The organism is Mesorhizobium amorphae CCNWGS0123, assembly GCF_001686985.1.
In the GTDB taxonomy this organism is placed as follows: Bacteria; Pseudomonadota; Alphaproteobacteria; order Rhizobiales; family Rhizobiaceae; genus Mesorhizobium; species Mesorhizobium amorphae.
This window is the reverse complement of record NZ_CP015318.1, coordinates 382,499-406,244: the sequence shown is the minus strand read 5'-3', so window position 1 is coordinate 406,244 and position 23,746 is coordinate 382,499. Positions and strand designations below refer to the sequence as shown.

General features: G+C 64.7%; 19 protein-coding genes and 1 riboswitch. Of the genes, 11 read left to right on the top strand and 8 right to left on the bottom strand.

Features of this window, described 5'->3' with window-relative positions; genetic code table 11:
• The first annotated feature begins 49 nt into the window (after positions 1 to 49).
• From serA to A6B35_RS01850, 3 genes are all read left to right on the top strand, one after another.
• Positions 50 to 1,651 carry a phosphoglycerate dehydrogenase gene (gene serA, locus A6B35_RS01860; RefSeq protein ID WP_006202423.1) on the top strand — a complete coding sequence of 534 codons (1,602 nt, stop codon included), beginning with the start codon at positions 50 to 52 and terminating at the stop codon, positions 1,649 to 1,651.
• 211 nt (positions 1,652 to 1,862) lie between these two features.
• Positions 1,863 to 3,161 carry an adenylosuccinate synthase gene (locus A6B35_RS01855; protein WP_006202424.1) on the top strand — a complete coding sequence of 433 codons (1,299 nt, stop codon included), beginning with the start codon at positions 1,863 to 1,865 and terminating at the stop codon, positions 3,159 to 3,161.
• Positions 3,162 to 3,233: 72 nt separating this feature from the next.
• A complete protein-coding gene (locus tag A6B35_RS01850) occupies positions 3,234 to 4,937 on the top strand; it encodes a hypothetical protein (RefSeq protein ID WP_006202425.1) in 1,704 nt (567 codons plus the stop codon).
• Between the two features lie 303 nt (positions 4,938 to 5,240).
• Here the strand turns inward: A6B35_RS01850 and A6B35_RS01845 are convergent, their stop codons facing one another.
• The gene (locus tag A6B35_RS01845; protein ID WP_006202426.1) at positions 5,241 to 5,483 is read right to left on the bottom strand and encodes a type II toxin-antitoxin system CcdA family antitoxin; all 243 of its coding nucleotides are present in this window, start codon (positions 5,481 to 5,483) and stop codon (positions 5,241 to 5,243) included.
• Between the two features lie 162 nt (positions 5,484 to 5,645).
• On the opposite strand from A6B35_RS01845, the gene A6B35_RS01840 reads away from it, so the two are divergent.
• Positions 5,646 to 6,584 carry a homocysteine S-methyltransferase family protein gene (locus A6B35_RS01840; RefSeq protein WP_006202427.1) on the top strand — a complete coding sequence of 313 codons (939 nt, stop codon included), beginning with the start codon at positions 5,646 to 5,648 and terminating at the stop codon, positions 6,582 to 6,584.
• Between the two features lie 27 nt (positions 6,585 to 6,611).
• On the opposite strand, the gene A6B35_RS01835 is transcribed toward A6B35_RS01840, so the two are convergent.
• Complete coding sequence (locus A6B35_RS01835; protein WP_006202428.1) at positions 6,612 to 8,429, bottom strand: ABC-F family ATP-binding cassette domain-containing protein; 1,818 nt, start codon at positions 8,427 to 8,429, stop codon at positions 6,612 to 6,614.
• Positions 8,430 to 8,431: 2 nt separating this feature from the next.
• Positions 8,432 to 9,076: a thiamine diphosphokinase gene (locus tag A6B35_RS01830; RefSeq protein WP_006202429.1), complete on the bottom strand. Its 645-nt coding sequence runs from the start codon at positions 9,074 to 9,076 to the stop codon at positions 8,432 to 8,434.
• A 133-nt stretch (positions 9,077 to 9,209) separates the two neighbouring features.
• Positions 9,210 to 9,324, top strand: a riboswitch (TPP riboswitch).
• Positions 9,325 to 9,367: 43 nt separating this feature from the next.
• On the opposite strand from A6B35_RS01830, the gene thiB reads away from it, so the two are divergent.
• From thiB to A6B35_RS01810, 4 genes are all read left to right on the top strand, one after another.
• Positions 9,368 to 10,366: a thiamine ABC transporter substrate binding subunit gene (thiB, locus tag A6B35_RS01825; RefSeq protein ID WP_006202430.1), complete on the top strand. Its 999-nt coding sequence runs from the start codon at positions 9,368 to 9,370 to the stop codon at positions 10,364 to 10,366.
• An 8-nt stretch (positions 10,367 to 10,374) separates the two neighbouring features.
• Positions 10,375 to 11,985, top strand: coding sequence for a thiamine/thiamine pyrophosphate ABC transporter permease (thiP, locus tag A6B35_RS01820; RefSeq protein ID WP_006202431.1), 1,611 nt, complete (start codon positions 10,375 to 10,377; stop codon positions 11,983 to 11,985).
• Positions 11,982 to 12,746: a thiamine ABC transporter ATP-binding protein gene (gene thiQ, locus A6B35_RS01815; protein WP_006202432.1), complete on the top strand. Its 765-nt coding sequence runs from the start codon at positions 11,982 to 11,984 to the stop codon at positions 12,744 to 12,746. Before thiP ends, thiQ begins: the two co-directional genes overlap by 4 nt.
• Positions 12,747 to 13,023: 277 nt before the next feature.
• The gene (locus tag A6B35_RS01810) at positions 13,024 to 14,493 is read left to right on the top strand and encodes a M48 family metalloprotease (protein ID WP_006202433.1); all 1,470 of its coding nucleotides are present in this window, start codon (positions 13,024 to 13,026) and stop codon (positions 14,491 to 14,493) included.
• A gap of 18 nt (positions 14,494 to 14,511) precedes the next feature.
• Here A6B35_RS01810 and A6B35_RS01805 read toward each other — a convergent pair whose 3' ends face one another.
• On the bottom strand, positions 14,512 to 15,375 hold the full coding sequence (locus A6B35_RS01805) for an RNA polymerase factor sigma-32 (protein ID WP_006202434.1): 864 nt from the start codon (positions 15,373 to 15,375) through the stop codon (positions 14,512 to 14,514).
• Between the two features lie 328 nt (positions 15,376 to 15,703).
• Here A6B35_RS01805 and A6B35_RS01800 point away from each other — a divergent pair, with 328 nt between their 5' ends.
• The 3 genes from A6B35_RS01800 to A6B35_RS01790 all read left to right on the top strand — a co-directional run bounded on the left by A6B35_RS01800 (position 15,704) and on the right by A6B35_RS01790 (position 18,036).
• Positions 15,704 to 16,477 carry an amino acid ABC transporter substrate-binding protein gene (locus tag A6B35_RS01800; protein WP_006202435.1) on the top strand — a complete coding sequence of 258 codons (774 nt, stop codon included), beginning with the start codon at positions 15,704 to 15,706 and terminating at the stop codon, positions 16,475 to 16,477.
• 120 nt (positions 16,478 to 16,597) lie between these two features.
• Positions 16,598 to 17,278 carry an ABC transporter permease subunit gene (locus A6B35_RS01795; protein WP_006202436.1) on the top strand — a complete coding sequence of 227 codons (681 nt, stop codon included), beginning with the start codon at positions 16,598 to 16,600 and terminating at the stop codon, positions 17,276 to 17,278.
• Positions 17,275 to 18,036 carry an amino acid ABC transporter ATP-binding protein gene (locus A6B35_RS01790; RefSeq protein WP_006202437.1) on the top strand — a complete coding sequence of 254 codons (762 nt, stop codon included), beginning with the start codon at positions 17,275 to 17,277 and terminating at the stop codon, positions 18,034 to 18,036. The genes A6B35_RS01795 and A6B35_RS01790 overlap by 4 nt, the downstream gene beginning before the upstream one ends.
• A gap of 47 nt (positions 18,037 to 18,083) precedes the next feature.
• Here the strand turns inward: A6B35_RS01790 and A6B35_RS01785 are convergent, their stop codons facing one another.
• The 4 genes from A6B35_RS01785 to A6B35_RS01770 form a co-directional block, all read right to left on the bottom strand.
• Entirely contained in the window at positions 18,084 to 18,665 is a 582-nt protein-coding gene (locus tag A6B35_RS01785; RefSeq protein WP_006202438.1) for a CarD family transcriptional regulator, read from the bottom strand.
• Between the two features lie 373 nt (positions 18,666 to 19,038).
• On the bottom strand, positions 19,039 to 19,377 hold the full coding sequence (gene fdxA / locus A6B35_RS01780) for a ferredoxin FdxA (RefSeq protein ID WP_006202440.1): 339 nt from the start codon (positions 19,375 to 19,377) through the stop codon (positions 19,039 to 19,041).
• 149 nt (positions 19,378 to 19,526) lie between these two features.
• A complete protein-coding gene (locus A6B35_RS01775) occupies positions 19,527 to 19,913 on the bottom strand; it encodes an RNA-binding S4 domain-containing protein (protein ID WP_006202441.1) in 387 nt (128 codons plus the stop codon).
• A 12-nt stretch (positions 19,914 to 19,925) separates the two neighbouring features.
• Positions 19,926 to 23,366, bottom strand: coding sequence for a helicase-related protein (locus A6B35_RS01770; protein WP_006202442.1), 3,441 nt, complete (start codon positions 23,364 to 23,366; stop codon positions 19,926 to 19,928).
• Positions 23,367 to 23,746 lie beyond the last annotated feature (380 nt).

The window sequence follows — 23,746 nt, the reverse complement described above, 5'->3', positions numbered from 1 at the left end:
CGGGCCGCCGATTCCCGTACGGATCAATCCCATTTTCAAGGAGGCCGCCATGGCGCCCCGCGTTCTCGTCTCAGACAAACTTTCCACCACGGCCGTGCAGATATTCAAAGACCGAGGAGTCGAGGTCGACTATTTGCCGGATCTCGGCAAGGACAAGGAAAAGCTCGCCGAGGTGATCGGCCAGTATGACGGCCTCGCCATCCGTTCGGCGACCAAGGTCACCGAGAAGCTGATCAACGCCGCCACCAATTTGAAGGTCGTCGGCCGCGCCGGTATCGGCGTCGACAATGTCGACATCCCGGCGGCGAGCCGCAAGGGCATCATCGTGATGAACACGCCCTTCGGCAATTCGATCACCACGGCCGAGCATGCGGTTGCCATGATCTTTGCGCTGGCGCGTCAGATACCGGAGGCCAATGCCTCTACGCATGCCGGCAAATGGGAGAAGAACCGTTTCATGGGCATCGAGATCACAGGCAAGACGCTGGGCGTGATCGGCTGCGGTAATATCGGTTCCATCGTCGCCACGCGCGGCGTCGGGCTGAAGATGCATGTCATCGCCTTCGACCCGTTCCTGTCGGACAGCCGTGCGGAAGAACTTGGCGTCGTGAAGGTCGAACTGGACGAGCTGTTCGCCCGCGCCGATTTCATCACACTGCACACGCCGCTGACCGACAAGACGCGCAACATCATCGACGCGTCGGCGATCGCCAAGATGAAGGACGGCGTGCGCATCATCAATTGCGCGCGCGGCGGCCTGATCGTCGAGGCCGATCTGGTGGCGGCGTTGAAGAGCGGCAAGGTGGCGGGCGCCGGCATCGACGTGTTCGAGGTCGAACCGGCGGAGAGGAACGAGCTGTTCGGCATGGACAATGTCGTGGCGACGCCGCATCTCGGCGCCTCGACCACCGAGGCGCAGGAGAACGTTGCGCTGCAGGTCGCCGAACAGATGGCCGACTATCTGATCAAGGGCGCCGTTTCCAACGCTATCAACATGCCGTCGATCTCCGCCGAGGAAGCGCCGCGGCTGAAGCCTTTCGTCAAGCTCGCTGAAGTGCTCGGCGCCTTTGTCGGCCAGGTCACCGAGGATCCGATCAAGGAGGTCGAGATCCTGTTCGACGGCTCGACCGCGACGATGAACACGCGCGCACTGATCAGTGCCGCCCTTGCCGGCCTGATTCGGCCGCAGGTCTCCGACGTCAACATGGTGTCGGCGCCGATCATGGTGAAGGAGCGCGGCATCATCGTCGCCGAGGTCAAGCGCGACAAGTCGGGCGTATTCGACGGGTATATCAAGCTGACGGTCAAGACCGAGCACCGGACGCGCTCGATCGCCGGCACCTGCTTCTCCGACGGCAAGCCGCGCTTCATCCAGATCAAGGGCATCAATCTCGATGCCGAGGTCGGCCAGCACATGCTCTACACGACCAATGCCGACGCGCCGGGCATCATCGGCCTGCTCGGCACGGTGTGCGGCGAAAATGGCGTCAACATAGCCAACTTCCAGCTTGGCCGCAACCGGCCCGGCGGCGATGCCATCGCGCTGCTCTATCTCGATGCGCCGTTCCCGGAAAGGGTGCTCGATCAGCTGCGGGCGCACAAGTCGATCGACTCGGCCAAGCCGCTGCACTTCGACGTCGGCAGCGCCTGACCTGATTCCGGGAAAGCTTTATCGAAGGCGCGGCTCCGTCCGCGCCTTTCTGTTTTTGCGACGCCTCGGCCAAGTAAATGATGTGGAAGGCGAAAATTGTTGTGCCTCAGGCCGTTTCCGGCGGCAAAGAATGGTCGCATCAGCCTGCTCTTGACGCTATAGAGGCCTGTCGTTTCAAAGCCGCCGGTCGGCATCTCAAGGGAAAAGAAACATGGCCAATGTGGTGGTCGTCGGCTCGCAGTGGGGCGACGAAGGCAAGGGCAAGATCGTCGACTGGCTGTCGGAACGGGCGGATGTCGTCGTGCGCTTCCAGGGCGGCCACAATGCCGGCCACACGCTGGTCGTCGACGGCAAGGTCTACAAACTGTCGCTGCTGCCGTCCGGCGTGGTGCGGCAAGGCAAGCTGTCGATCATCGGCAATGGCGTGGTCTTCGACCCGCACGCCTTCGTCGCCGAAGCGGCGAAACTGAAGGCGCAAGGCGTGGAGGTGACGCCGGATCGCCTGAAAATAGCCGAAAACACCGCGCTTATCCTGTCGCTGCACCGCGAGCTGGACGGATTCCGCGAGGACGCCGCCTCCAATTCCGGAACGAAGATTGGCACGACCCGCCGCGGCATCGGCCCCGCCTACGAGGACAAGGTGGGCCGGCGTGCGGTCAGGGTGATGGACCTGGCGGATTTGGAAACGCTTCCCTTGAAAGTCGACAGGCTGCTGACGCACCACAATGCGCTGCGCCGCGGGCTCGGCCATGCCGAGGTCACGCATGACGCGATCATGGGCGAGCTGACTTCGGTCGCCGACGAAATCCTGCCCTATATGGACCGGGTCTGGAAGGTTCTCGACGACCGGCGCCGCGCCGGCGAACGCATCCTGTTCGAGGGCGCGCAAGGCACACTGCTCGACATCGACCACGGCACCTATCCATTCGTGACCTCGTCCAATACCGTGGCCGGCCAGGCGGCAGCCGGCTCCGGCGTCGGCCCCAGCGCCATCGGCTATGTGCTCGGCATCACCAAGGCCTATACGACGCGTGTCGGCGAGGGTCCGTTCCCGACCGAACAGAAGAACGAAATCGGCGAATTCCTCGGCACGCGCGGCCATGAATTCGGCGTCGTCACCGGCCGCAAGCGCCGCTGCGGCTGGTTCGACGCCGTGCTGGTCCGCCAGGCGGTCGCCGTCAACGGCATCAAGGGCATCGCGCTGACCAAGCTCGACGTGCTCGATGGCCTGGACGAGATCAAGGTCTGCACCGGCTACCGCCTCGATGGCGAGATGATCGACTATCTGCCCGCCAGCCAGGGCGCGCAGGCCCGGGTCGAACCGGTCTACGAGACGCTGGAGGGCTGGAAAGGCACCACTGCCGGTGCGCGCAGCTGGAACGATCTGCCTGCCCAGGCGGTCAAATATGTCCGTTACATCGAAGAGCTGATCGGCGCGCCGGTTGCACTCCTTTCCACCAGCCCGGAACGGGACGATACGATACTTGTGACCGATCCGTTTCAAGACTAGTTTCTGAGCCTTTCCGGGCATTGCGGCTGATTTGCGGGGCCGGTCCGTGAACAAATACAGGTCGACTGACGCATGGCAGATTTCGTTGCTGTTCTGAAAAAGACGATCGACGGTCTCGGTGAGAACACGCCGGAGATCCGGGCGAGGGTCTACGACAAGGCCCGGGCGACGATCGCGAAGAAGCTTGCGGATCACGTTCCGCCTTTGGCCCCGTCGGTCGCCGACCAGCAGAAGCGCACGCTTGAAGATGCCATTTCCAGCGTCGAGCGGACGTACGCCAAGAGCGTGCCTGCCGCCGACCCGCTGGCGGAGCTGGAGCACATCTTCTCGTCCATAGACCGCAACAAGAACCAGCCGAGCCACACACGGCAACCGGCAAAGACGGAACCGACCTGGCCGCCGCCGCCCATGGCCAAGCCGGAACCCGCCAAGTCGGAGACCGTCAGGCCGGCGCCGCCCGCCGCCAAGGCAGAGCCGAGCTGGCAGAAGACGCCGCAGACGCCGCCATTCGACGCTGCCGATACCCGCCTTCCGGGGATGGACGCGCAGGCGCCGAACGGCCAGGACGATGTCTTTGCCAATGACGAGCAACCGGCGGCGGAGGACACCTTCCAGCGTCTGCGCCCCGCCGTGCGCAAACGCAGCTATGGCGGGCTGATCGCGACCGCCGCCGTGCTGCTGGTGGTTGCCGGCGGCGGGTACGGCATCTGGCTGAACAAGGACGCATTCGGCTCGATGTTCGGCCCTGGCGGGTCGAAGACCGTCACCACCGAGCCGCTGGTGAAACCGGCGGCCCCGGCCAAGCCGGCGGCCGATGCCGCGGCGGCACCGCCAGCGGCGGGCGCCACCGACACCGGCGAGACAACCAAGTTCACCCAGCGCCTGACGCCCGAGGGCAAGGAGACCGATCCCGGTCCGGCCGCCGGGCAAAGCGGCATTGGCGAAGGCGAATCCGTCGCCGCACTGACCACGCCGCCACCAGCGACGCCCCCTTCGACCGCGCCAGCTTCGGCCGCTCCGACGCCCGCGCCGGCCGGTCAACCGGCTGCAGCCGCAGGCGCACCCGCAGTGCCGGCGCCCGCAACAGCGCCGCCGGCCGACGGTGCCGCGCCGCCCGCAGCACCGGCTGACGCGACTGCCGCCGCTCCGCCCGCGCCGGCAGCAGGCACAACACCGGCCGCGCCTGCCGCACCGGCGGCCGCACCTGCCGAGACCGCGCTGCCGGTCGGCCAGAAAGCGATCTTCTACGAGGAACGTACCAGCACCGCGCAAGGCTCGGCCGAGCCTGGCAACATCGTCTGGTCGCTGGTGCAGGAATCGCCGGGCGGCGACCTGCCGCCCGAGCCGGCGATCCGTGCCGAAGCGACCATTCCGGGCAAGGACATCCAGCTGCGCATGACGATCAGGCGCAACACCGACCAGACGCTGCCGGCCAGCCACATCATCGAGATGATCTTCCTGACGCCGGAGGGATTTGACGGCGGCGGCGTCGACAACATCCTGCGCATCGCCATGAAGAGCTCGGAGCAGGATGCCGGCAGCCCGCTGATCGGTATTCCGGCCAAGATCGCCGACGGCTTCTTCCTCGTAGCGCTCAACGACACCAAGGCGGACGAGGACGCCAACCTGACCCTGCTTCGCGGCCAGGACTGGATCGACGTGCCGGTCGTCTACAAGACCGGACGGCGGGCGCTGCTCACCATGGAAAAGGGCATTCCCGGCGAGAAGGTGTTCGACGAGGCGCTGAAGGCCTGGCAGGCCAAGACGTCGGGGTAGAGCGGTCCATCGTTTCAAGGAAACTGCGAACCGATCCATCTCTTTGTTTTGACGCAATTCTGGACGGAAAGCCGTTTTCCTGGAATGCTCTGATACTCAGAAGCCTTGGAACAACATATCGAGAGCAGCGGCGATCTCGTCGTGGTGACGTGTCAGGTTCAGCCGGCTTTCGCCCAGTTCCGTTGTCGAAATCGTGGGCGATCAGATGGGTGGCCATCACCAGCTTGCGTCCATTGACGTCGAGGACGGGGTGAAGCTTGCGCATCGGGGATGTAGCCATGGCGAAAACGTCATAGCGCGCCATCAGAACTGCCGATGTTGCGAGCGCGGAATGCCGTGCTTTTCGACATAGTCGTTCCAGGCGTCCATCGTGGCGTGGTTCTCGAGCTTCCACAGCCGCGTTTTCTCCGCGGCCACCGCTTCGGCTATCCCAGCTTCGGCGGCCCGCGAGACATTCACGTTGAGACCTTTCGCCTCTCGCATGAGCTGTGAATCGATCGACAGATTCGCCGGCTGACGAACGGCATTCGCGGTTATCTTGCGCATGACGCGCCTCCGTAACATGCGTATAGAATATTGCATGCCATCGCTGCCGCAACGGATACATGCCGGAAACGGCTGCGTTGCAGGCCCGCCTTCCCGGCGACATGATCGAGCGGCCTTCGGTTGCCATAATCCGGCAAACGGCAGGTCGAAAAAGGGACGGCGATGACCATGGCAAAGATCAATCTTCGTGAGCTGAGTGAAGCCGTTCTCCTGACGGACGGTGGCCTCGAAACCTCGCTCGTGTTTCTGGACGGCCTCGATCTGCCGTCCTTCGCCGCCTTTCCCCTGCTTGGCGAGGAGGAGGGACGGGAGAGGCTCGGCCGTTACTTCCGCCAATATCTCGACATTGCCGACAAATACGGCGTCGGCTTCGTGCTCGACACGCCGACCTGGCGCGCCAATCCGGACTGGGGCGAAAAGCTCTGCTACTCCAAAAAGGCGCTGTCTGGCATAGACCAGCAGGCGGTGTCATGGGCCCGGGCGCTGGCCGCGCCCTATGCGGCGCGCGGCATGATCGTGCTGGTCAATGGCGTGGTCGGGCCGCGTGGCGACGGTTACCGCGTCGAAACGGTGATGACGCCCGCCGAGGCCGAGGCCTATCACGGCGATCAGATAAAGGCGTTCCGCGATGCCGGCGCCGATATGATCAGCGCCGTCACCATGACCTATTCGCAGGAGGCTGCCGGAATAGCCTGTGCCGCCATGGGAGCGGGGCTCCCGTCGGTGATTTCCTTCACGGTCGAGACGGATGGGCGCCTGCCTTCCGGCGAAAGCCTGAAGGATGCCATCGAGACCGTTGACGACGAAACCGACGGTGCGCCGGCGTATTTCATGATCAACTGTGCGCACCCCAGCCATTTCGAGGCCGTTCTTGCCGGCGACGGAGGCTGGCTGGGCCGCATTCGCGGCGTGCGCGCCAACGCGTCCGCCAAGAGCCATGCCGAGCTCGACGCGGCGACAGAGCTCGATCCGGGCGATCCGGTCGACCTCGGCCGACGCTATCGCGCAATGCGCGACCGTTTCGGCCACATCGGCGTGCTCGGCGGCTGCTGTGGTACGGACGCAAGGCACATCGCTGCGATCTGCGATGCCTGCCTGTGACTGCGGCCAATCAGGGAAGGCAGAAGCCTACCCTTCCATCTCCTCGCGCAGCATCTCCAGCTCCAGCCACTCCTCCTCGAGCGCGGCCAGCGTGGCGCGCTCCTTGTCGAGGGCGGCAATGGTCTTCTGAAACGAGGCCGGATCGCGCTCGTAATAGGCGGGATCGGCGATGTTGTTCTCCAGCCTTGAGATCGAAGCGGTCACCGCCTCGATCTTCTTCGGCAGCGATTCCAGCGCGAATTTCTGCTTGAACGAGAGTTTCTTGGCCGGAGCTTTCGGAGCCGCGGGTTCTGACCTGCCTGTGGCCGGCGCTTCGCCAGCGTCCTTCGGCCTCGCCTTGCGGTCTTCCAGCCTGGTGCCGCCGCGCTGCGCCAGCATGTCGGAATAGCCGCCGGCATATTCGATCCAGCGGCCGCCGCCGTCAGGCGCAATCACGCTGGTCACGGTGCGGTCGAGGAAATCGCGATCGTGGCTGACCAGGATGACAGTGCCGGCAAAACCGGCGACCAGTTCCTGCAGCAGTTCCAGCGTCTCTATGTCGAGATCATTGGTCGGCTCATCGAGCACCAGAAGGTTCGCCGGCCGCGCCAGCACGCGAGCCAGCAGCAGGCGTGCCCGCTCGCCGCCGGAAAGCTCGCGCACCGGCGTGCGCGCCTGCTCCGGCTTGAACAGGAAGTCCTTCATGTAGGAGACGACATGGCGCTGCTCGCCATTGACGACGAGATTTTCGCCGCGCCCGTCGGTGAGGTAATGCGCCAGCGTCTCGGCCGGGTCGACGGCCTCGCGCTTCTGGTCGAGCGTGGCGATCTCCAGGTTGACACCGAGCCGCACGGAGCCGGCATCCGGCGCCAACTCGCCGGTCAGCATCTTCAGAAGTGTCGTCTTGCCGGCGCCGTTCGGCCCGACCAGGCCGACGCGATCACCGCGCTGGATGCGGGTCGAAAAGCCTTTGACCACGATGAGGTCGCCAAAACTCTTTTCGATGTTCCTGGCCTCGATCACCAGCTTGCCGGATTCGGCGGCATCGCTGGCCACCAGGGTCGCCGTGCCCTCGGCGCCGCGATGGCCGCGAAAGCGCTGGCGCATGGTTTGCAGCTCGCCAAGCCGGCGCATGTTGCGCTTGCGCCGCGCCGTCACGCCGTAGCGCAGCCAGTGCTCCTCACGCACGATCTGGCGGCCGAGCTTGTGCTGCTCGCGCTCTTCCTCTTCCAGCACCTGGTCGCGCCATTCTTCGAAATGACCAAAGCCCTTGTCGAGCCGGCGGGTCTGGCCACGGTCGAGCCAGACGGTGGCGCGCGAGACGCGCTCGAGAAAACGGCGATCGTGGGAGATCAGGATCAGCGCTGACGAGGTGCGGGCAAGCTCCTCCTCCAGCCACTCGATCACCGACAGGTCGAGATGGTTGGTCGGCTCATCAAGCAGCAAAATGTCGGGCTCGGGCGCCATGACGCGGGCAAGGGCTGCGCGGCGCGCCTCGCCGCCGGAGAGATCGTTCGGCTTCTCCTCGCCGGTGAGGCCAAGGTGTTCCATCAGATAGGTGGCGCGGTAGGGATCGTCGGCGGGCCCCAGTCCCGCCTCGACATAGGCGCGAACGTTGGCGAAATCGTCCATGTCGGGCATTTGCGGCAGATAGCGCACGGTCGCCGAGGGCTGGCGGAACACTTCGCCATCCTGCGGCTCGATCATTCCAGCAGCGATCTTCAGCAGCGTCGACTTGCCGGAGCCGTTGCGGCCGACCAGAGCGATCTTGTCGCCGGCCGAGGCGCTGAGTTCGGCGCCGTCAAGCAACGGCGTGCCGCCAAAGGTAAGCTTGATCCCGTCGAGATTGAGAAGCGGCGGGGCCATGATCAGCTTTCAGGCAAGGGGTAGGGGTGGGCAAGCAGCAGCGCACGGCCGCGGCCCAAGGCGATTTCGAGGCGGCCCTTGACCTCGTTGGAAATGGTCAGCGACGAGCCGAACGCAACCTCGACATGGTCGAGCGGCCATTTGGCGCCAGTGACGCTCAAGCCGGCAAGGTCGGAGAAGCCGAGCACCGAAAACAGCGTGCCGTCGGCGTAGCCGAAACCGGCTTTTCCAGGCAAAAGCGGGATGCCTTCCTGTGCGCCGCTGGTCAAAAGCACATCCATCCCGCTTTCGGCCAAGCGCACCGCGAGGGCCAGGTGCAGGAAGGCGTGGTCGGCACGCTTGCCGCCGAAGGCGCCGGCGAGAACCAGACTGGTGGCGCCGCGTTCGAGTGCGGCTGATATCGCCAGTTCGCCGTCGGTCTGGTCTTTCTCGGGCGGAAACACTTGGCGCGGCACGGCGGCCAGATCGTCCGGCAAATCCGCCGGCACGGAATCGAAATCGCCGACCCAGAGTTCGGGCATCACTCCCAGCATGCGGGCATGGCCGATGCCGGCGTCGGCGGCGATGACGCGCGTGCCCTCGATCTGGCGGTCGAGCAGTGGCGTGCGGATGAGATCGCCGCCAAGCAGGATGGTGAATGTGCTCATATCTCGTGGCCCTTACCAGCCCTGCCTACGAAACGGAAGGCCGGGCCTTAAGTGCGTCGCGTCTTTGGCAACATGCACCGGATGCCCTGCAAAGTTCCGCTTGCACGCCACATCGGCCGGGCCTATGTGTCGAAACGCTCTAACGGGGTGCCGGACGCGATCTTTGCGGACCGGCTGAGAGGCAAACCAGCCAACCCGCTGAACCTGATCCGGTTTGTACCGGCGGAGGGATTAGACGTTTCGGACAACCCGACGCCTCAATTCCTTTCAACACGAACGAAGGAGGCGCCGATGCGCACGCTCTTATACGCACTGATCTCAGCAATCACCCTGGCTGTTACTGTACCCGCGCAAGCGCAGGACAAGCTCACCGTCTACACCTATGAGAGTTTCACCGCCGAGTGGGGTCCGGGTCCGGCGGTGAAGAAGGAATTCGAGGCCGAATGCGGCTGCACACTCGACTTCGTCTCGGTCGCCGATGGCGTCGCGCTGCTCAACCGCGTCAAGCTCGAAGGGGCCTCGACCAAGGCCGACATCGTGCTCGGCCTCGACACCAACCTGACGACCGAAGCCAAGGCCACCGGCCTGTTCGCGCCGCATGGCGCGGTGTCCGATGTCAACGTGCCGGGCGGCTGGAGCGACGACACCTTCGTGCCGTTCGACTATGGCTATTTCGCCGTCGTCTACGATACCGAAAAGATGAAGACGCCACCGAAGAGCCTGAAGGAACTGGTCGAAGGCGATGCAACCGACAAGATCGTCATCCAGGATCCGCGCACCTCGACACCGGGCCTCGGCCTGCTGCTCTGGGTCAAGTCGGTCTATGGCGACAAGGCGCCGGAGGCCTGGGCCAAGCTCAAGTCGAAGGTGCTGACAGTGACGCCGGGCTGGAGCGAGGCATACGGCCTGTTCACCAAGGGCGAAGCGCCGATGGTGCTGTCCTACACGACGTCGCCGGCCTACCACATGGTCGCCGAAAACACCGAGCGCTACCAGGCGGCGTCCTTCGAGGAAGGCGAGTATCTGCAGATCGAGGTTGCCGGCATCACCACGACCGGCGCCAAGAACCCGCTGGCGGAAAAGTTCATCGCCTTCATGACCGGACCGAAGTTCCAGAATGTCATTCCCGAGACCAACTGGATGTTCCCGGCCGGCAAGACTGACAAGCCGCTCAACCCGGCCTTCGACAGGCTGGTCAAGCCGACCAAAACCTTGCTGTTCAGCCCGGATGAGGTTGCTGCCAACCGCAAGGCCTGGGTCGACGAATGGCTGGCGGTGATGAGCAAGTAGGGGTCGGGATGGTACCGGCGCGTTCGACCGATTTCCGCGTCAGCGCCGGCATCGTCGCGCTCGCGGCAATCGCGCTGCTGATCGGCGGCGCGTTCGCCGGGCTCATCCTCGAAGGCGCGCGCGACCTGTCCGGTGCCGCGTCAGCCTTCGATCCCTATCTCCTGCGTGTCGCCCGCTTCACGCTCTGGCAGGCGATTTTGTCGACGCTGCTCTCCGTCGTGCCGGCGCTGTTCGTGGCACGCGCCCTGTCGCGGCATCCGAGCTTTTTCGGCCGCGGCCTGATCTTGCAGCTCTTCGCTTTGCCGTTGGCACTGCCGGCCATCGTCGCGGCGCTCGGCATCCTGGCGCTCTACGGCAATGCCGGCTATTTCGACGGCTTGCTCGGCGGCGAGAGCTGGCCGGGCATCTACGGGCTGTCAGGCATTCTCGTCGCCCATGTCTTCTTCAACCTGCCTTTGGCCACAAGGCTGTTCCTGGAGGCGCTGGGGACGGTGCCGGCCAACCAATGGCGGCTGGCGAGCCAGCTCGGCATGGGCGCAAGACCCGCCTTCCGGCTGATCGAATGGCCGGCGCTGCGCGCGGCACTCCCCGGCATTGCCGGGCTTGTCTTCATGCTCTGCATCACCTCCTTCACCATCGTGCTGACGTTGGGCGGCGGGCCGGCCGCCACGACGCTGGAGGTCGCCATCTACCAGGCGCTGCGCTTCGATTTCGATCCGGCCCGAGCGGTGACGCTGACGCTGCTGCAGATCGCTCTGACCTTTGTCGTGGTGCTGGCCTTGATGCGGCTCGGTGCCAACACGGTTGGCGATGCCAATCTGCCGGTGGCGCCGCGCCGCTATCTTTCCGCCGGCACGGCCGAGACGGCGTTGAACGCCGCCTTGATCAGTCTGGCTTTGCTGTTCGTCGCCGGGCCGATGGCAGCGACGCTGGCAGCCGGGCTTGGCGCCGATCTCGGCCGGCTGGCGGGCGAGGCTGCCGTGCGACAGGCGACGCTGACCAGCGTCGTCCTTGCCTTGCTCTCGGCGGTTCTTGCGGTGGCGCTGTCGTTGTCGCTCATCATGGCGCGGCGGGCACTCGCGCTGATGCGCGGCGCCGGTCCTCGGACGCTGCTTGAACATGCCACCGACACCGGTGCCGGCTTTGTGCTGGTGGTGCCGCCCATCGTCGTCGGTGCCGGCTGGTTCCTGCTGTTGCGTACGGTCAGCGACGTCTTTGCCGTCGCCCCTGTCATGGTCGTCGCCGTCAATGCGGTGATGGCAATGCCCTTCGCCATCCGCGCCGTGCGCCCCGCCTATGATGCGGCGAGCGAACGCCACGAACGGCTTTGCGCACAACTTGGCATCTCAGGCTGGAGCCGGCTCATTCTGGTCGACTGGCCGTCGCTCAGGCGGCCTCTGGCCACAGCCTTCGCCTTCGCCATGGCCTTGTCGCTCGGTGACCTCGGCGTCATCGCGCTGTTCGGCAGCGATTCGGTGCAGACCTTGCCTTATCTATTGCTGGCGCGCATGGGCAGTTACCGGACCGCGGACGCCGCCGGGCTGGCCTTGCTGCTAGGCATGGTTTGCCTGGCGCTCGTGCTTGTCGCGGACCGGCTGGGGCGGGGAGAACGAGCATGACGCCCATCCCTGATGGCGCCGAAGTGAAACACGGGGCAACGGTGCGGCTGGACAAGGTCTCGTTCAGCTATGGCGAGGCGTCGTTTCTCTTCGATGTCGAGTTTGCCGCTTCCAGGATCACCGCCATCATGGGGCCAAGCGGCTCCGGAAAATCGACTTTGCTCAATCTGGTGGCCGGTTTCGAGGCGCCAGGGTCGGGCCGCGTGCTGATCGTCGAGTTGAATGTCAGCGCCGCCCCGCCTTCGGCCCGGCCGGTGTCGATGGTGTTCCAGGAAAACAATCTGTTTGCCCATCTCTCTGTGGAGCGCAATGTCGGGCTCGGCCGTTCGCCATCGCTCGGCCTAAGCGGCGCCGACCGCGAGGCGATCGCCGGGGCACTCCAGCGCGTCGGCCTTGCCGGCAAGGAAAACCGCCTGCCGCGCGAGCTCTCCGGTGGCGAGCGGCAGCGCGTCGCACTTGCCCGCGTGCTGGTGCGCGACCGGCCGGTGCTTCTGCTCGACGAACCATTCGCCTCGCTCGGACCGGCCTTGCGCGACGACATGCTGGATCTTTTGGCCAGTGTCCATGCCGAGCGGAAGATGACGGTTCTGTTCGTCACCCACCAGCCCGAAGATGCGCGCCGCATCGGCCAAGATATGGTGTTTCTCGACAATGGCACGGTCGCCGCGGCGGGGCCGGCGGCGGATTTCTTCGATGGCTCTGGACCGGAAGCCTTCCGGCGCTATATCGGTTCGGGACCGGCAAAAGCGCGTCGCGATTGAATGGGATCGTGCGACGTGCTTTCGATTCTTGTTTGTGCATGTCGTTGCCCCAAAACCGCAGCACACTTTTGGGCGACGTGCATTACTGCCGGTTCACGAGATATTGCCCGGAAGCGGACATAATTTACGGCCAAACCGGGTTTGGACGATGCGGCGTTTGCTTGCCTTGACCGGAGGAGTGTGGCTAGGTCCGGCCATACTGGTCCGGCATAGGCCGTGATTTGCCGCAAACGAGAGAAGGGACGCCGATCTGCCGACCGGCAAGGACAGACTGTTGATGAAGCCGCTGGCGCGATTCCTTGCGCTGGCCGGCTTGGCCGTGGCGCTGGCAAGCTGCCAGATGTTCACGCCGCCGGATGTGCAGGAATCCGGTTTCCAGCCGTCCGACAGGCCCGTCACCGTCGACAACGTCGTCGCTAACAGCAAGCTCGCCGAGATGGCGAAGGCGCAGCATCCGCGCATCCTCGCCACCTATGGCGGGGAATATTCCGATCCCAAGCTTGAACGTATGGTGGCCAAGGTCGTCGGCAGCCTGACCGTGGTGTCTGCCAACCCGACCCAGACCTATCGCATCACCATCCTCAATTCGCCCAACGTCAACGCCTTCGCGCTGCCTGGCGGCTATCTCTACGTCACGCGCGGCCTGCTGGCTCTGGCCAATGATTCGGCCGAGCTTGCCGCCGTCATCGCGCACGAGATGGGCCATGTCACCGCCAATCACGGCCTGCAGCGGCAGCAGCTGGAGGCCGAGGAAGGGCTGGCGACCAAGGTCGTCTCCGATGTGCTCGGCGACAGCCCGACCGCCAAGGCCGCACTCATCCGCGGCAAGCTCAGGCTTGCGCAGTTCTCGCGCAACCAGGAACTCGAGGCCGATGCCATCGGCATCAAGTCGGTCGGCGAGGCGGGTTATGACCCTTACGCCGCCGGCCGCTTCCTGCAGTCGATGTCGGCCTATACCGATTTCCGCTCGATCAGCGGCGCCACCGATGCCAGCCTCGACTTCCTGGCGACGCACCCCAACACGCCGCAGCGCATCGACCTGGCACAGCGGCATGCCCGTCAGTTCGGCCCGCCGGGCGTTGGCACGCGCGACCGCGATGCCTTCCTCGCCGGCATAGACGGCCTGCTTTACGGCGATACGCCGGAAGAAGGCTATGTGCGCGGCCAGACCTTCCTGCATCCTGGCCTCGGCGTGTCGTTCACGGTGCCCGACGGCTTCGTCATCGACAATTCGGCCGCCGCCGTGACGGCGACCGGCCCGGGCGACATGGCGATCCGCTTCGACGGCGTTTCGATCGACAAGAACCGCCCGCTGACCGACTATATCCGCAGCGGCTGGGTGGCCGGCCTCGACGATGCGAGCGTGAAGCAGGAAACCATCAACGGCAACGAGGCGGCAACAGCGCATGCCGGCGCCGACGGCTGGCAGTTCGACATCGCGGTGATCCGCGCCGGCGGCCAAGTCTACCGTCTGCTGACGGCGGCACCCTCAGCCAGCACGACGCTCGATCCGGTGGCGCGCTCGGTGAGCGGCTCGTTCCGCATCCTCAGCGCGGCCGAGAAGGCGGCGCTGAAGCCGCTGCATATCCGCGTCGTCACGGTGCAGGCGGGGCAGACCATGGGCTCGCTCGCCGCGCAGATGGTCGGCGTCGACCGCAAGCTCGACCTGTTCAGGGTGCTCAACGCGATGTCGCCGGGTGCCGCCGTTTCGACCGGCGACAAGGTCAAGATCGTCACGGATAGATAAGGTTCAGGACGGCAAGGTTCAGGCGGCTGTCGCCATGAACTCCGGGTTCTGCTCGACCAGCGCAACCTTCAGCTTTTCCATGGCGCGGGCTTCGATCTGGCGGACGCGTTCCTTGGAAATGCCGAGCGCTTCGCCAAGCGACTCAAGCGTTGCGCCCTCGTCGGTCAGACGACGCTGCTCGATGATCCTGAGTTCGCGGGCATTGAGCGCGCCGAGCGCTGCCTTGAGCCAAAGCGAGCGGCGTTCGATGTCGATCGTGTCGCCGACGATTTCATCCGGCAAGGGATCGTCCGAAATCAGGAAATCCATGCGCTCGGCCGTGCCGGCATCGTCGGCAAGCGGCGCGTTGAGCGAAGAGTCGGGAGCCGAGAGGCGGGAATCCATCATTGCCACGTCGGCCTCGGAGACGCCGAGCGCGACGGAAACTTCGCGGTAGAGCGAGGCGTTGGAGATCGGTTCGGCGCCGTTCGCCAGCCGGGCGCGCAGGCGCCGCAGGTTGAAGAACAGCGCCTTTTGCGCCGAGCTGGTGCCGCCGCGCACGATCGACCAGTTGCGCAGGATGTAGTCCTGCATCGAAGCGCGGATCCACCATGTCGCATAGGTCGAAAACCGCACCTCGCGGTCTGGCTCGAAACGCGCCGCGGCTTCCAGCAGGCCGACATGACCCTCCTGGATCAGGTCGCCGAGCGGCAGGCCGTAGTGGCGAAACCGCGAGGCCATGGAAATGACCAGCCGCATATGCGCAACGGTGATCCGGTGCAGCGCCTGCTGGTCGTTATCTTCCTTCCAGCGCAAGGCCAGAAGATGCTCCTCCTCGCGCTCGAGATAAGGAGCCTTCATCGCCGCGCGGACCATGGTTCGTCCTGCCGTGTCTTCGATCATGCCGCGCTCCTGTTCCGGGTCTTGCCGGCGGGCTCGCCACCGCGATCTTGTCGGCGCTTCGGTTGAAATGTCGGCGCTGCGCCCTACAACAGCAAAACTCGCCACGCCGAGGAATGTTCCCGGCGCGATCACCCTGCGGTATTGAACGGAGTGGAGCGAAGCGGGAACGCTGAAGGTTTGCGCCGCGTTCGTCGGTGCGGATTTTGAGAATGGGATTTCTGGAATGGCCCATCTTTGAAATTCGATTCCTTATTTTGCCGAGCTGCATCTGCCAGTTTCCAGCCCTTCACAAAGCGCCGACCACCGGCCAAGACGGGATCACAGAAAAATGAAATGGCTCACTTCGCTCATCGTTGCCGGAACGCTGCAGGTTCTGGCGGTCACCGCCGGCCATGCCGGCGCCAATCTCGACCAGATCAAGCAGGCTGGCGTCTTCAAGGTCGGCACGGAAGGCACCTACGCGCCCTTCACCTATCATGACGCTTCCGGCGCGCTTGTCGGCTTCGACGTCGAGATCGCCAAGGCGATCGCCGACAAGCTCGGCGTGAAAGTCGAATTCCTCGAAGGCAAGTGGGACGGGCTGATCGCTGGGCTCGACGCCAACCGCTATGACGCCGTCATCAACGAGGTTGGCATCACCGATGCGCGCAAGGCGAAGTACGACTTCTCCGATCCCTACATCGCCTCCAAGGCGGTGCTGATCGTTCGCGGCGACAACGCTGACATCAAGAGCTTCGCCGATCTCAAGGGCAAGAAGTCGGCACAGTCGCTGACCTCGAACTTCGGCAAGCTCGCCGAGACCAACGGCGCCGAGCTCGTCGGTACGGACGGCTTCGACCAGTCGATCCAGCTGCTGCTCACCGGACGTGCGGACGCCACCATCAATGACAGCCTGTCCTTCCTCGACTTCAAGAAGCACAAGCCCGACGCCAATGTGAAGATCGCGGCGCAGGAAGAGAACGCCGACTATTCCGGCGTGATCGTACGCAAGGGCGATCCGGAGCTGGTCGCCGCCATCAACAAGGCGCTGGCCGACATCAAGGCTGACGGCACGTACAAGAAGATCGCCGACACCTATTTCGGCCAGGACGTCTCGCAGTAAACGCATCTTCTCGGGCGGGCCGATACCGGCTCGCCGGTTTTCGCATGATATCCGGCCCTGTGTCCGCGCCTCGACGGATGCGGGCGATGCACCGTAGATGATCTGGCAAGGAGGCCTTCTGTGCCGCACTGGCTGCAACTGATGCTGGACTCCTTGCCGACGCTGTTGTGGGCGGCGCTGATCTTCACCGTGCCGCTGACGCTGCTGTCGTTTGCCTTCGGCCTCGCCGCCGGACTGGTCACGGCGCTGATCAGGCTGTTTGGCCCGAAGCCGTTGGTTGCCGTGGCCCGTTTCTACGTCTGGATTTTCCGCGGCACGCCGCTTCTGGTGCAGCTGTTCCTGATCTTCTACGGCCTGCCGTCGGTCGGAATATTGCTCGACGCCTTTCCGGCGGCGCTGATCGGCTTCACGCTCAACATCGGCGCCTATACGTCGGAGATCATCCGCGCCGCTATCGGTTCGGTGCCGAAGGGGCAGTGGGAGGCGGCCTATTCGATCGGCATGAGCTGGAGCCAGGCGATGCGGCGCACGATCCTTCCGCAAGCCGGACGCGTCGCAGTGCCGCCGCTGTCCAACACCTTCATCTCGCTGGTCAAGGATACGTCGCTGGCTGCCGCAATCACGGTGCCGGAAATGTTCCAGGCGGCGCAGCGCATTGTTGCCACCACCTATGAGCCGCTGATCCTCTATGTCGAGGCGGCGGCGCTCTATCTGGCGCTGAGCTCGGTGCTGTCGGCGCTGCAGACGCGGCTGGAAGCCAGGCTCAACCGCTATGGCGGTTTCCTGGAGGCGCGCTCATGATCGGCCTCACCAATATCGAGAAGCGCTTCGGCGACAATCTTGTGCTGAAGGGCGTCACCGTCGCCATCGAGGAGGGCAGCGTCACCGCCCTTGTCGGCCCCTCCGGCGGCGGCAAGAGCACGCTCCTGCGCTGCATCAACCTGCTGGAGATCCCGACCTCCGGCACGGTGCGCATCGGCGATGAGACGCTGGAATTCCGCCCGGGCATCAAGGTCGCCACTCGGGATATCCGGCGCCTGCGGCTGCAGACCGGCATGGTGTTCCAGAACTTCCAGCTGTTTCCGCACCGCACCGCGATCGAGAACGTCATGGAAGGGCTGGTGACGGTGCTGAAATGGCCGGTTGAGAGGGCGCGCGAACGGGCGATGGCCCTGCTCGAGAAGGTCGGCATGGCGCACAAGGCCGATGCCTGGCCGGCGACGCTGTCGGGCGGCCAGCAGCAGCGGGTGGCCATCGCGCGGGCGCTGGCGCCGTCGCCGAAGGTGCTGCTCTGCGACGAGCCGACCTCGGCGCTCGACCCGGAGCTGGCGCAGGAAGTGGTCGACGTGCTTGGTCAGCTCGCAAGCGAAGGCACGACGATGGTGATGGCGACGCACGACCTCAGGCTCGCTTCCAAGATCGCGCAGGAAGTGGTCTTTCTCGATGCCGGTGTCGTCGTCGAGAAGGGTCCGGCTTCCGTGGTGTTTTCTACCCCGGAGCATCAGCGCACCAAGCGCTTCATCGCCACGCTGAAGCAGGAGGCGGGCGAGTCCCAATAAAAAACCCGGCGCGAGGCCGGGTTTTCCTGATTCAAAGAGCGAAAAGCTCAGGCAGCTTCTTCCTGCTCGGCTTCCTCGTTGTCGGCCTTGGCGCCGCGCTTCGGACCCTTGTTGAGGTTCACCTCGATGAGGCGCACCGCTTCGGTCTCCGACATGCGGTTGACGGCCGCGATCTCGCGCGCCATGCGGTCGAGTGCCGCCTCGTAAAGCTGGCGCTCGGAATAGGACTGCTCCGGCTGGTTGTCGGCGCGGTAGAGGTCGCGCACCACTTCCGAGATGGAAATCAGGTCGCCCGAGTTGATCTTCGCGTCATATTCCTGGGCGCGGCGCGACCACATGGTGCGCTTGATGCGCGCACGGCCCTGCACCACCTTCAGCGCGCGGTCGACATAGTCCTCTTCCGAAAGCTTGCGCATACCGATGGAGGTCGCCTTGGCGACCGGCACCTTCAGGCGCATCTTGTCCTTCTGGAAGTCGATGACGAAGAGTTCCAGCTTGTGGCCTGCCACTTCCTGCTCGTCGATCGACACGATCTGGCCGACGCCATGCGCCGGATAGACAATGAACTCGCCGGTCTTGAAACCGTGACGCGCTGCGGTGGACTTCTTCTGCGGGGTGATCGATGCCATACGCCCTGAACTCCTTGTTGTAGCGCCGGCATGGCGGCGCCGGCTGAAACTTCGCGCGATCGGGGTGGCCGACCGTTAGCCGCACAACAGACGAACCCATCCGGAAAAGCCGGGACCGGCAAACCGCAATATCGCGACCGCCTGCCCCAGATCGCTCTGGTCCGGATTGAGAAGTTCACCTTTCAGTGATTTGGGGCGCTTTCGCCATAAATCGATGTTGTGTCACCGGCATGTTTGGCTGATGTAGCACAAAAAGTCGGAAGAATCAAGGTTTTGCTGCATTCGCGAAGGCAACGGGCCATCACCGCCTGTCAAGGCAGTTCGTGTCTCATGCCCGTTACGCAACGTCACGCCGGTCGAACCGGCGCGACCGTCAGTCGCCTTCGCCGGGCTCGGCGGAGAAATATTTCTCGAACTTGCCGGCCTCGCCATCGAAGGTCTTGGCGTCTGCCGGCGGCTCTTTCTTGGCGGTGATGTTGGGCCACTTCTCGGCGTATTCGGTGTTGACCTGCAGCCATTTTTCAAGGCCCGGTTCCGTATCGGGCTTGATCGCGTCGGCCGGGCACTCCGGTTCGCAGACGCCGCAGTCGATGCACTCGTCGGGGTGGATGACGAGCATGTTCTCGCCTTCGTAAAAACAGTCGACCGGACAGACCTCGATACAGTCCATGTATTTGCATTTTATGCAATTGTCGGTCACGACGTAGGTCATCGGTCGGCTCCGGGACGTCCATTTTTGTTGGGCTTTTTTGGTGAGGTACCGCCTTTGCCTGCCGCTGGCAAGGGCGGCCATTCTCACCGGTGTCGGCGCTTCCGGAATGGAATTCCAGAGCGCGACCCTGACGAAAGTCGGTCGTGCCTTCAGTCCTCGCCGATGAGCCGGTCAGTTTCCCGTCGCTGCTTCTTGGTCGGCCTGCCGCTGCCAGCGTCGCGCAGCGCCGGAATCGCATCCGGAACGGCCTCGCCCTTCGGTGCTGGCGGTGGCGACATGTCTTCGTAAAGCAGGCGTGCTTCTTCGGCCGGGCCGCGCCGGACCCCCACGCCGACCACCTTCCAGACGAAGATGCGGCGCTCCAGCGTGATGGTCAGGACGTCGCCAGGCTTGACCAGATCCGAGGCCTGCGCTGCTTTGTCGCGATTGATGCGCACGCGTCCGGCGACCACTAGCTTCGCCGCCAGCGAGCGCGATTTCACCGCGCGGGAAAAGAACAGCCATTTGTCGATTCTCTGGCGGCCTTCGGCAACCATCGGACCTTTGACTTACTTCTTCAGTTGGTCGCGCAGGGCGGCGAGCTTGGCGAAGGGCGAGTCCGGATCGAAACGCACCGGACGCTCCTCGCGCGGCTTTGCCTGGAATGCAGGCTTGCCACCCTGTGCGCTGCCCTTGCCGTCCGGCCTGCCGCCCTTCCAATCGGGCCGGCTCTCGCGACGATCGGGACGCTCGCCCTGCGGCTTGCCTTCGCGCCGTTCTCCGGCCTCGCCCTGAGGCTGCGGCCTCGGCTTGAACTTGCTGCGATCAAAGCGCGGTTTGCCGGCACCTTCGCGCTGTTCGCGGCGACCCTCCTGAGGCGGCCGGCTGCCGGAGGCGGCTTCAGCGCCTGCCGGCGCATCGCTGCGGCCCTGCGAAGCCTGCCCGTTGCGCGGACGATTGTCCCGGCGGTTGTCGTGATGGCGGTGACGTGGGCGCTGCTCGAAACGACCCTGCCGCCACAAAAGGATTGGTTTTGGTTCTTCAGCGTCTGGAGCGGGCTCGCCGGTGGCGGTTTCCGCGGCCGTTGTGTCTTCGCTTGTAGATGAAGTCTCGGCGACCGGTACTGCCGATGCGGCATCGACTTCGACAGCTTCGGAATCCGCCGTCGGCTCTGCCGGTGCGGTCTCAACCTCGGCAGCTTCGGGCTTTGCTTCTGGCTCAGCCTCTGTTTCGGCGGGCCCTTCTGCAGCAACGGCTTCGGCTACTGGCGGCGCGTCGTCCGTGGCCTCTGCGGGCGTCTGCGGCTGCGCGTCGGCAACAGCCCCCGCAGCTGCGTCAGCGACGGGCTCCGCAGGAATTTCAGCCGTAGCCTCTACAATGGCAGCCGCATCGGGCTCCGAACCATCGGCCGTGGTCTGGGCGACGGTGTCGGCAACGGCTTCCGCCGCCACAGCCTGCTCGGCCTTCGCCGCCTCTTCCGCTGCCAGTTTGGCTGCGGCTGCCTCGCGCGCGGCATTGTCCTGCGCTTCGAGCCGCGCCTTGACTTCGGCGGCAGGCTTCGGTTCGGCGCGGTAGCCGAGACCCTTGAGGATCTCTTCCATGTCGTCGGCGGTGGCGCCGAGGATCGACATCATCGGCGGCGTCACCATGAAGGCGTTGCCGTCATAGGCGCCATCGGGGCGCTGTCCGAGGCCCGGCTTCCAGTTGGTCGCCGGACGGATCAGGTCGGCCAGCCGCTCGAGGATGTCGACGCGGACCGCGCGGCGGCCGAGATTGCGGTAGCCGGCGAGTTTGTAGAAGGATTTGTCGAAGGTCGGATCGATGACCACCGAGGTGCGGCCCGACGCCAGGGCGTGAACCACGTCGCCAAAACCCGGCTTGTCCTTGCCGTCATTCTTCAATGCCCAAAGCAATGTCACCAGTCCGGCAGGCGCCGGCTTGACCAGCGCCGGCACGAAGACATGGTAGGCGCCGAAACGCACGCCCAGCCGGCGCAATGCGGCGCGGCCTTCCTGATCGAGCGACTTCATCTCTTCGGCGATGTCGCGGCGGTTGATGAGGCCGAAATTCTCGACCAGCTGGAAGGCGATGCCGCGGCCGATGCCGGTGATCTGGTCGGCGTTCTTCAAGTCGACCAGCGGCTTCAGCAGGGATTCGACCTGGAAGTTGACGAAGCGCTCGGCGCGCGCCGCGACCTTGTCGCGGGCGGGACCGGTAAGCTGCTCGTCGGCCAACAGGACAAGGCGCGGCTTCAGCGGCTCGTCGCCGGCGACCAGCGTGCCGACCGGCGCGCCGATCCAGCGCAGTGTGCCGTCGGAGCCGAGCGCGATGTCGCCATTGGCGCAGGCGCCGAAGCGTTCGGCGCGCGCCTCGAATTCGGTAGCTAAAGCCTTCTGTGCCGCCGTGCGCACGGCCTTGGCATCCTCGCCACCGGCGCTCTGGTCGGCGGTGAAGCGGAACCCTTGCAACTCGCCGACATGATGGCCTTCGACAAGGACGGTTCCGGTAGGGCTAATTTCGGCTTCAGGCATGGTATTTTCTCTAAGGCGCCGCATGAGGACGGAAGTCCTGCGGTCTACGAAGCGTTTCGTCAACCGCTCATGCAGCGCATCCGACAATCTGTCTTCGATTTCGCGCGTCTTTTCCTGCCAGTGTGCCTGATCGGCCAGCCAGCCGGGCCGATTGGAAACGAAAGTCCATGTGCGGATCTGGGCGATCCGGTGCGACAGCGTGTCGATGTCGCCGTCCGTCGTGTCGGCGCGCCGCACCTGTTCGGCCATGTAGCTCTCGTCGACATGACCATGCCGGGCGAGGTCCATATATATCGAGGCGATGAGGTCGGAATGCTGGGCCGGCGCGATCTTCCTGTAGTCGGGGAGCGCGCAGGCTTCCCACAGCAGCGCCACCCGTCTGGTGTCGGTTGCCAGAGCGCGGATGTCCTCGTCGCGCGACAGGTGCTCGAGCGCCTGCGCGTCGACCGCCGGCAGCGCCCGCGTCAGGCCCTCGACCGGCGCGTTGGTCTCGATCGAGCGCTTCAGCGCATCGAGGCTGGCGAAATCGAAATCGGCGGTGCGCCATTGCAGCACCTTCACCGGGTCGAAATCGTGGCCTTCGATTTTCTTGACCAGTTCTTCATCCAGCGGGTCGACCTGGCCGGTGACGCCGAACGTGCCGTCGCGCAGATGGCGGCCGGCGCGGCCGGCAATCTGGCCGAGTTCGGCGGATGTGAGGTCGCGAAACTGATAGCCGTCGAACTTGCGGTTCTGGGCGAAGGCGACATGGTCGAGGTCGAGGTTGAGGCCCATGCCGATGGCGTCGGTGGCGACGAGGTAATCGACATCACCGGACTGGAACAGCGCCACCTGGGCGTTGCGGGTGCGCGGCGAGAGCGCGCCGAGTACGACGGCGGCACCGCCCTGCTGGCGACGGATCAATTCGGCGATGGCATAGACCTCATCCGCCGAGAACGCGACGATCGCCGTGCGCCTGGGCAGACGGGTCAGCTTCTTCGAGCCGGCATAGGCCAGATGCGACAGCCGAGGCCGCGTCACCACCGAGACGCCCTTCAGCAGGCGCTGCAGGATGCCGTGCATGGTGGCCGCGCCCAAGAGCAGCGTTTCCTGGCGGCCGCGCAGATGCAGGATGCGGTCGGTGAAGATGTGGCCGCGCTCGAGATCGCCGGCGAGCTGGACCTCGTCGATGGCGACGAAGGCGGCGTCGGTCTCGCGCGGCATGGCTTCGACGGTGCAGACCGAATATCTGGCGCCAACCGGCTGGATCTTCTCCTCGCCGGTGATGAGCGCCACCTTGTGAGCGCCGACCTTTTCGCAGACGCGCGTGTAGACTTCGCGCGCCAGCAGCCTGAGCGGCAGGCCGATGACTCCGCTTTCATGCGCCACCATGCGTTCGATGGCGAGATGGGTCTTGCCGGTGTTGGTCGGGCCGAGCACGGCCGTCACGTCGCGGCCCGAAAGGATCAGCGGCTGGGAGTGTTTCGGTTGGATGTTCATCGGCTCGGAAATAACGCTTCTGCCGCTCGTTGCCGGGGAGCACGCCAGTGCTGGCGCGTGTGACAGCCGACACATAAGGATTTCAGGCGCGGAGCGAAAGCGGAATGTTCCGCAGATGGGGCGAAGAGCCGTCCGGCTCGCGCGAAATCCGGTCTCGGTTAAGAGTTGGAACGAGTCTGGAACGAATCGGCGACGAATCACTGACTCTGGCTGATTCAGGTTTTGTTCACGGCTATATGTGGATTTTTGGGTGGCGAGTCTCACCACATGCTGAATCGCTAAACTGGCCCGATTTATGCAACGAGAACAACGCTGTTAACCTTTGCCGGGGAACGATCGCCGCACCCAGGTCGACCTCGGTCAACATTATGAAATCCTTG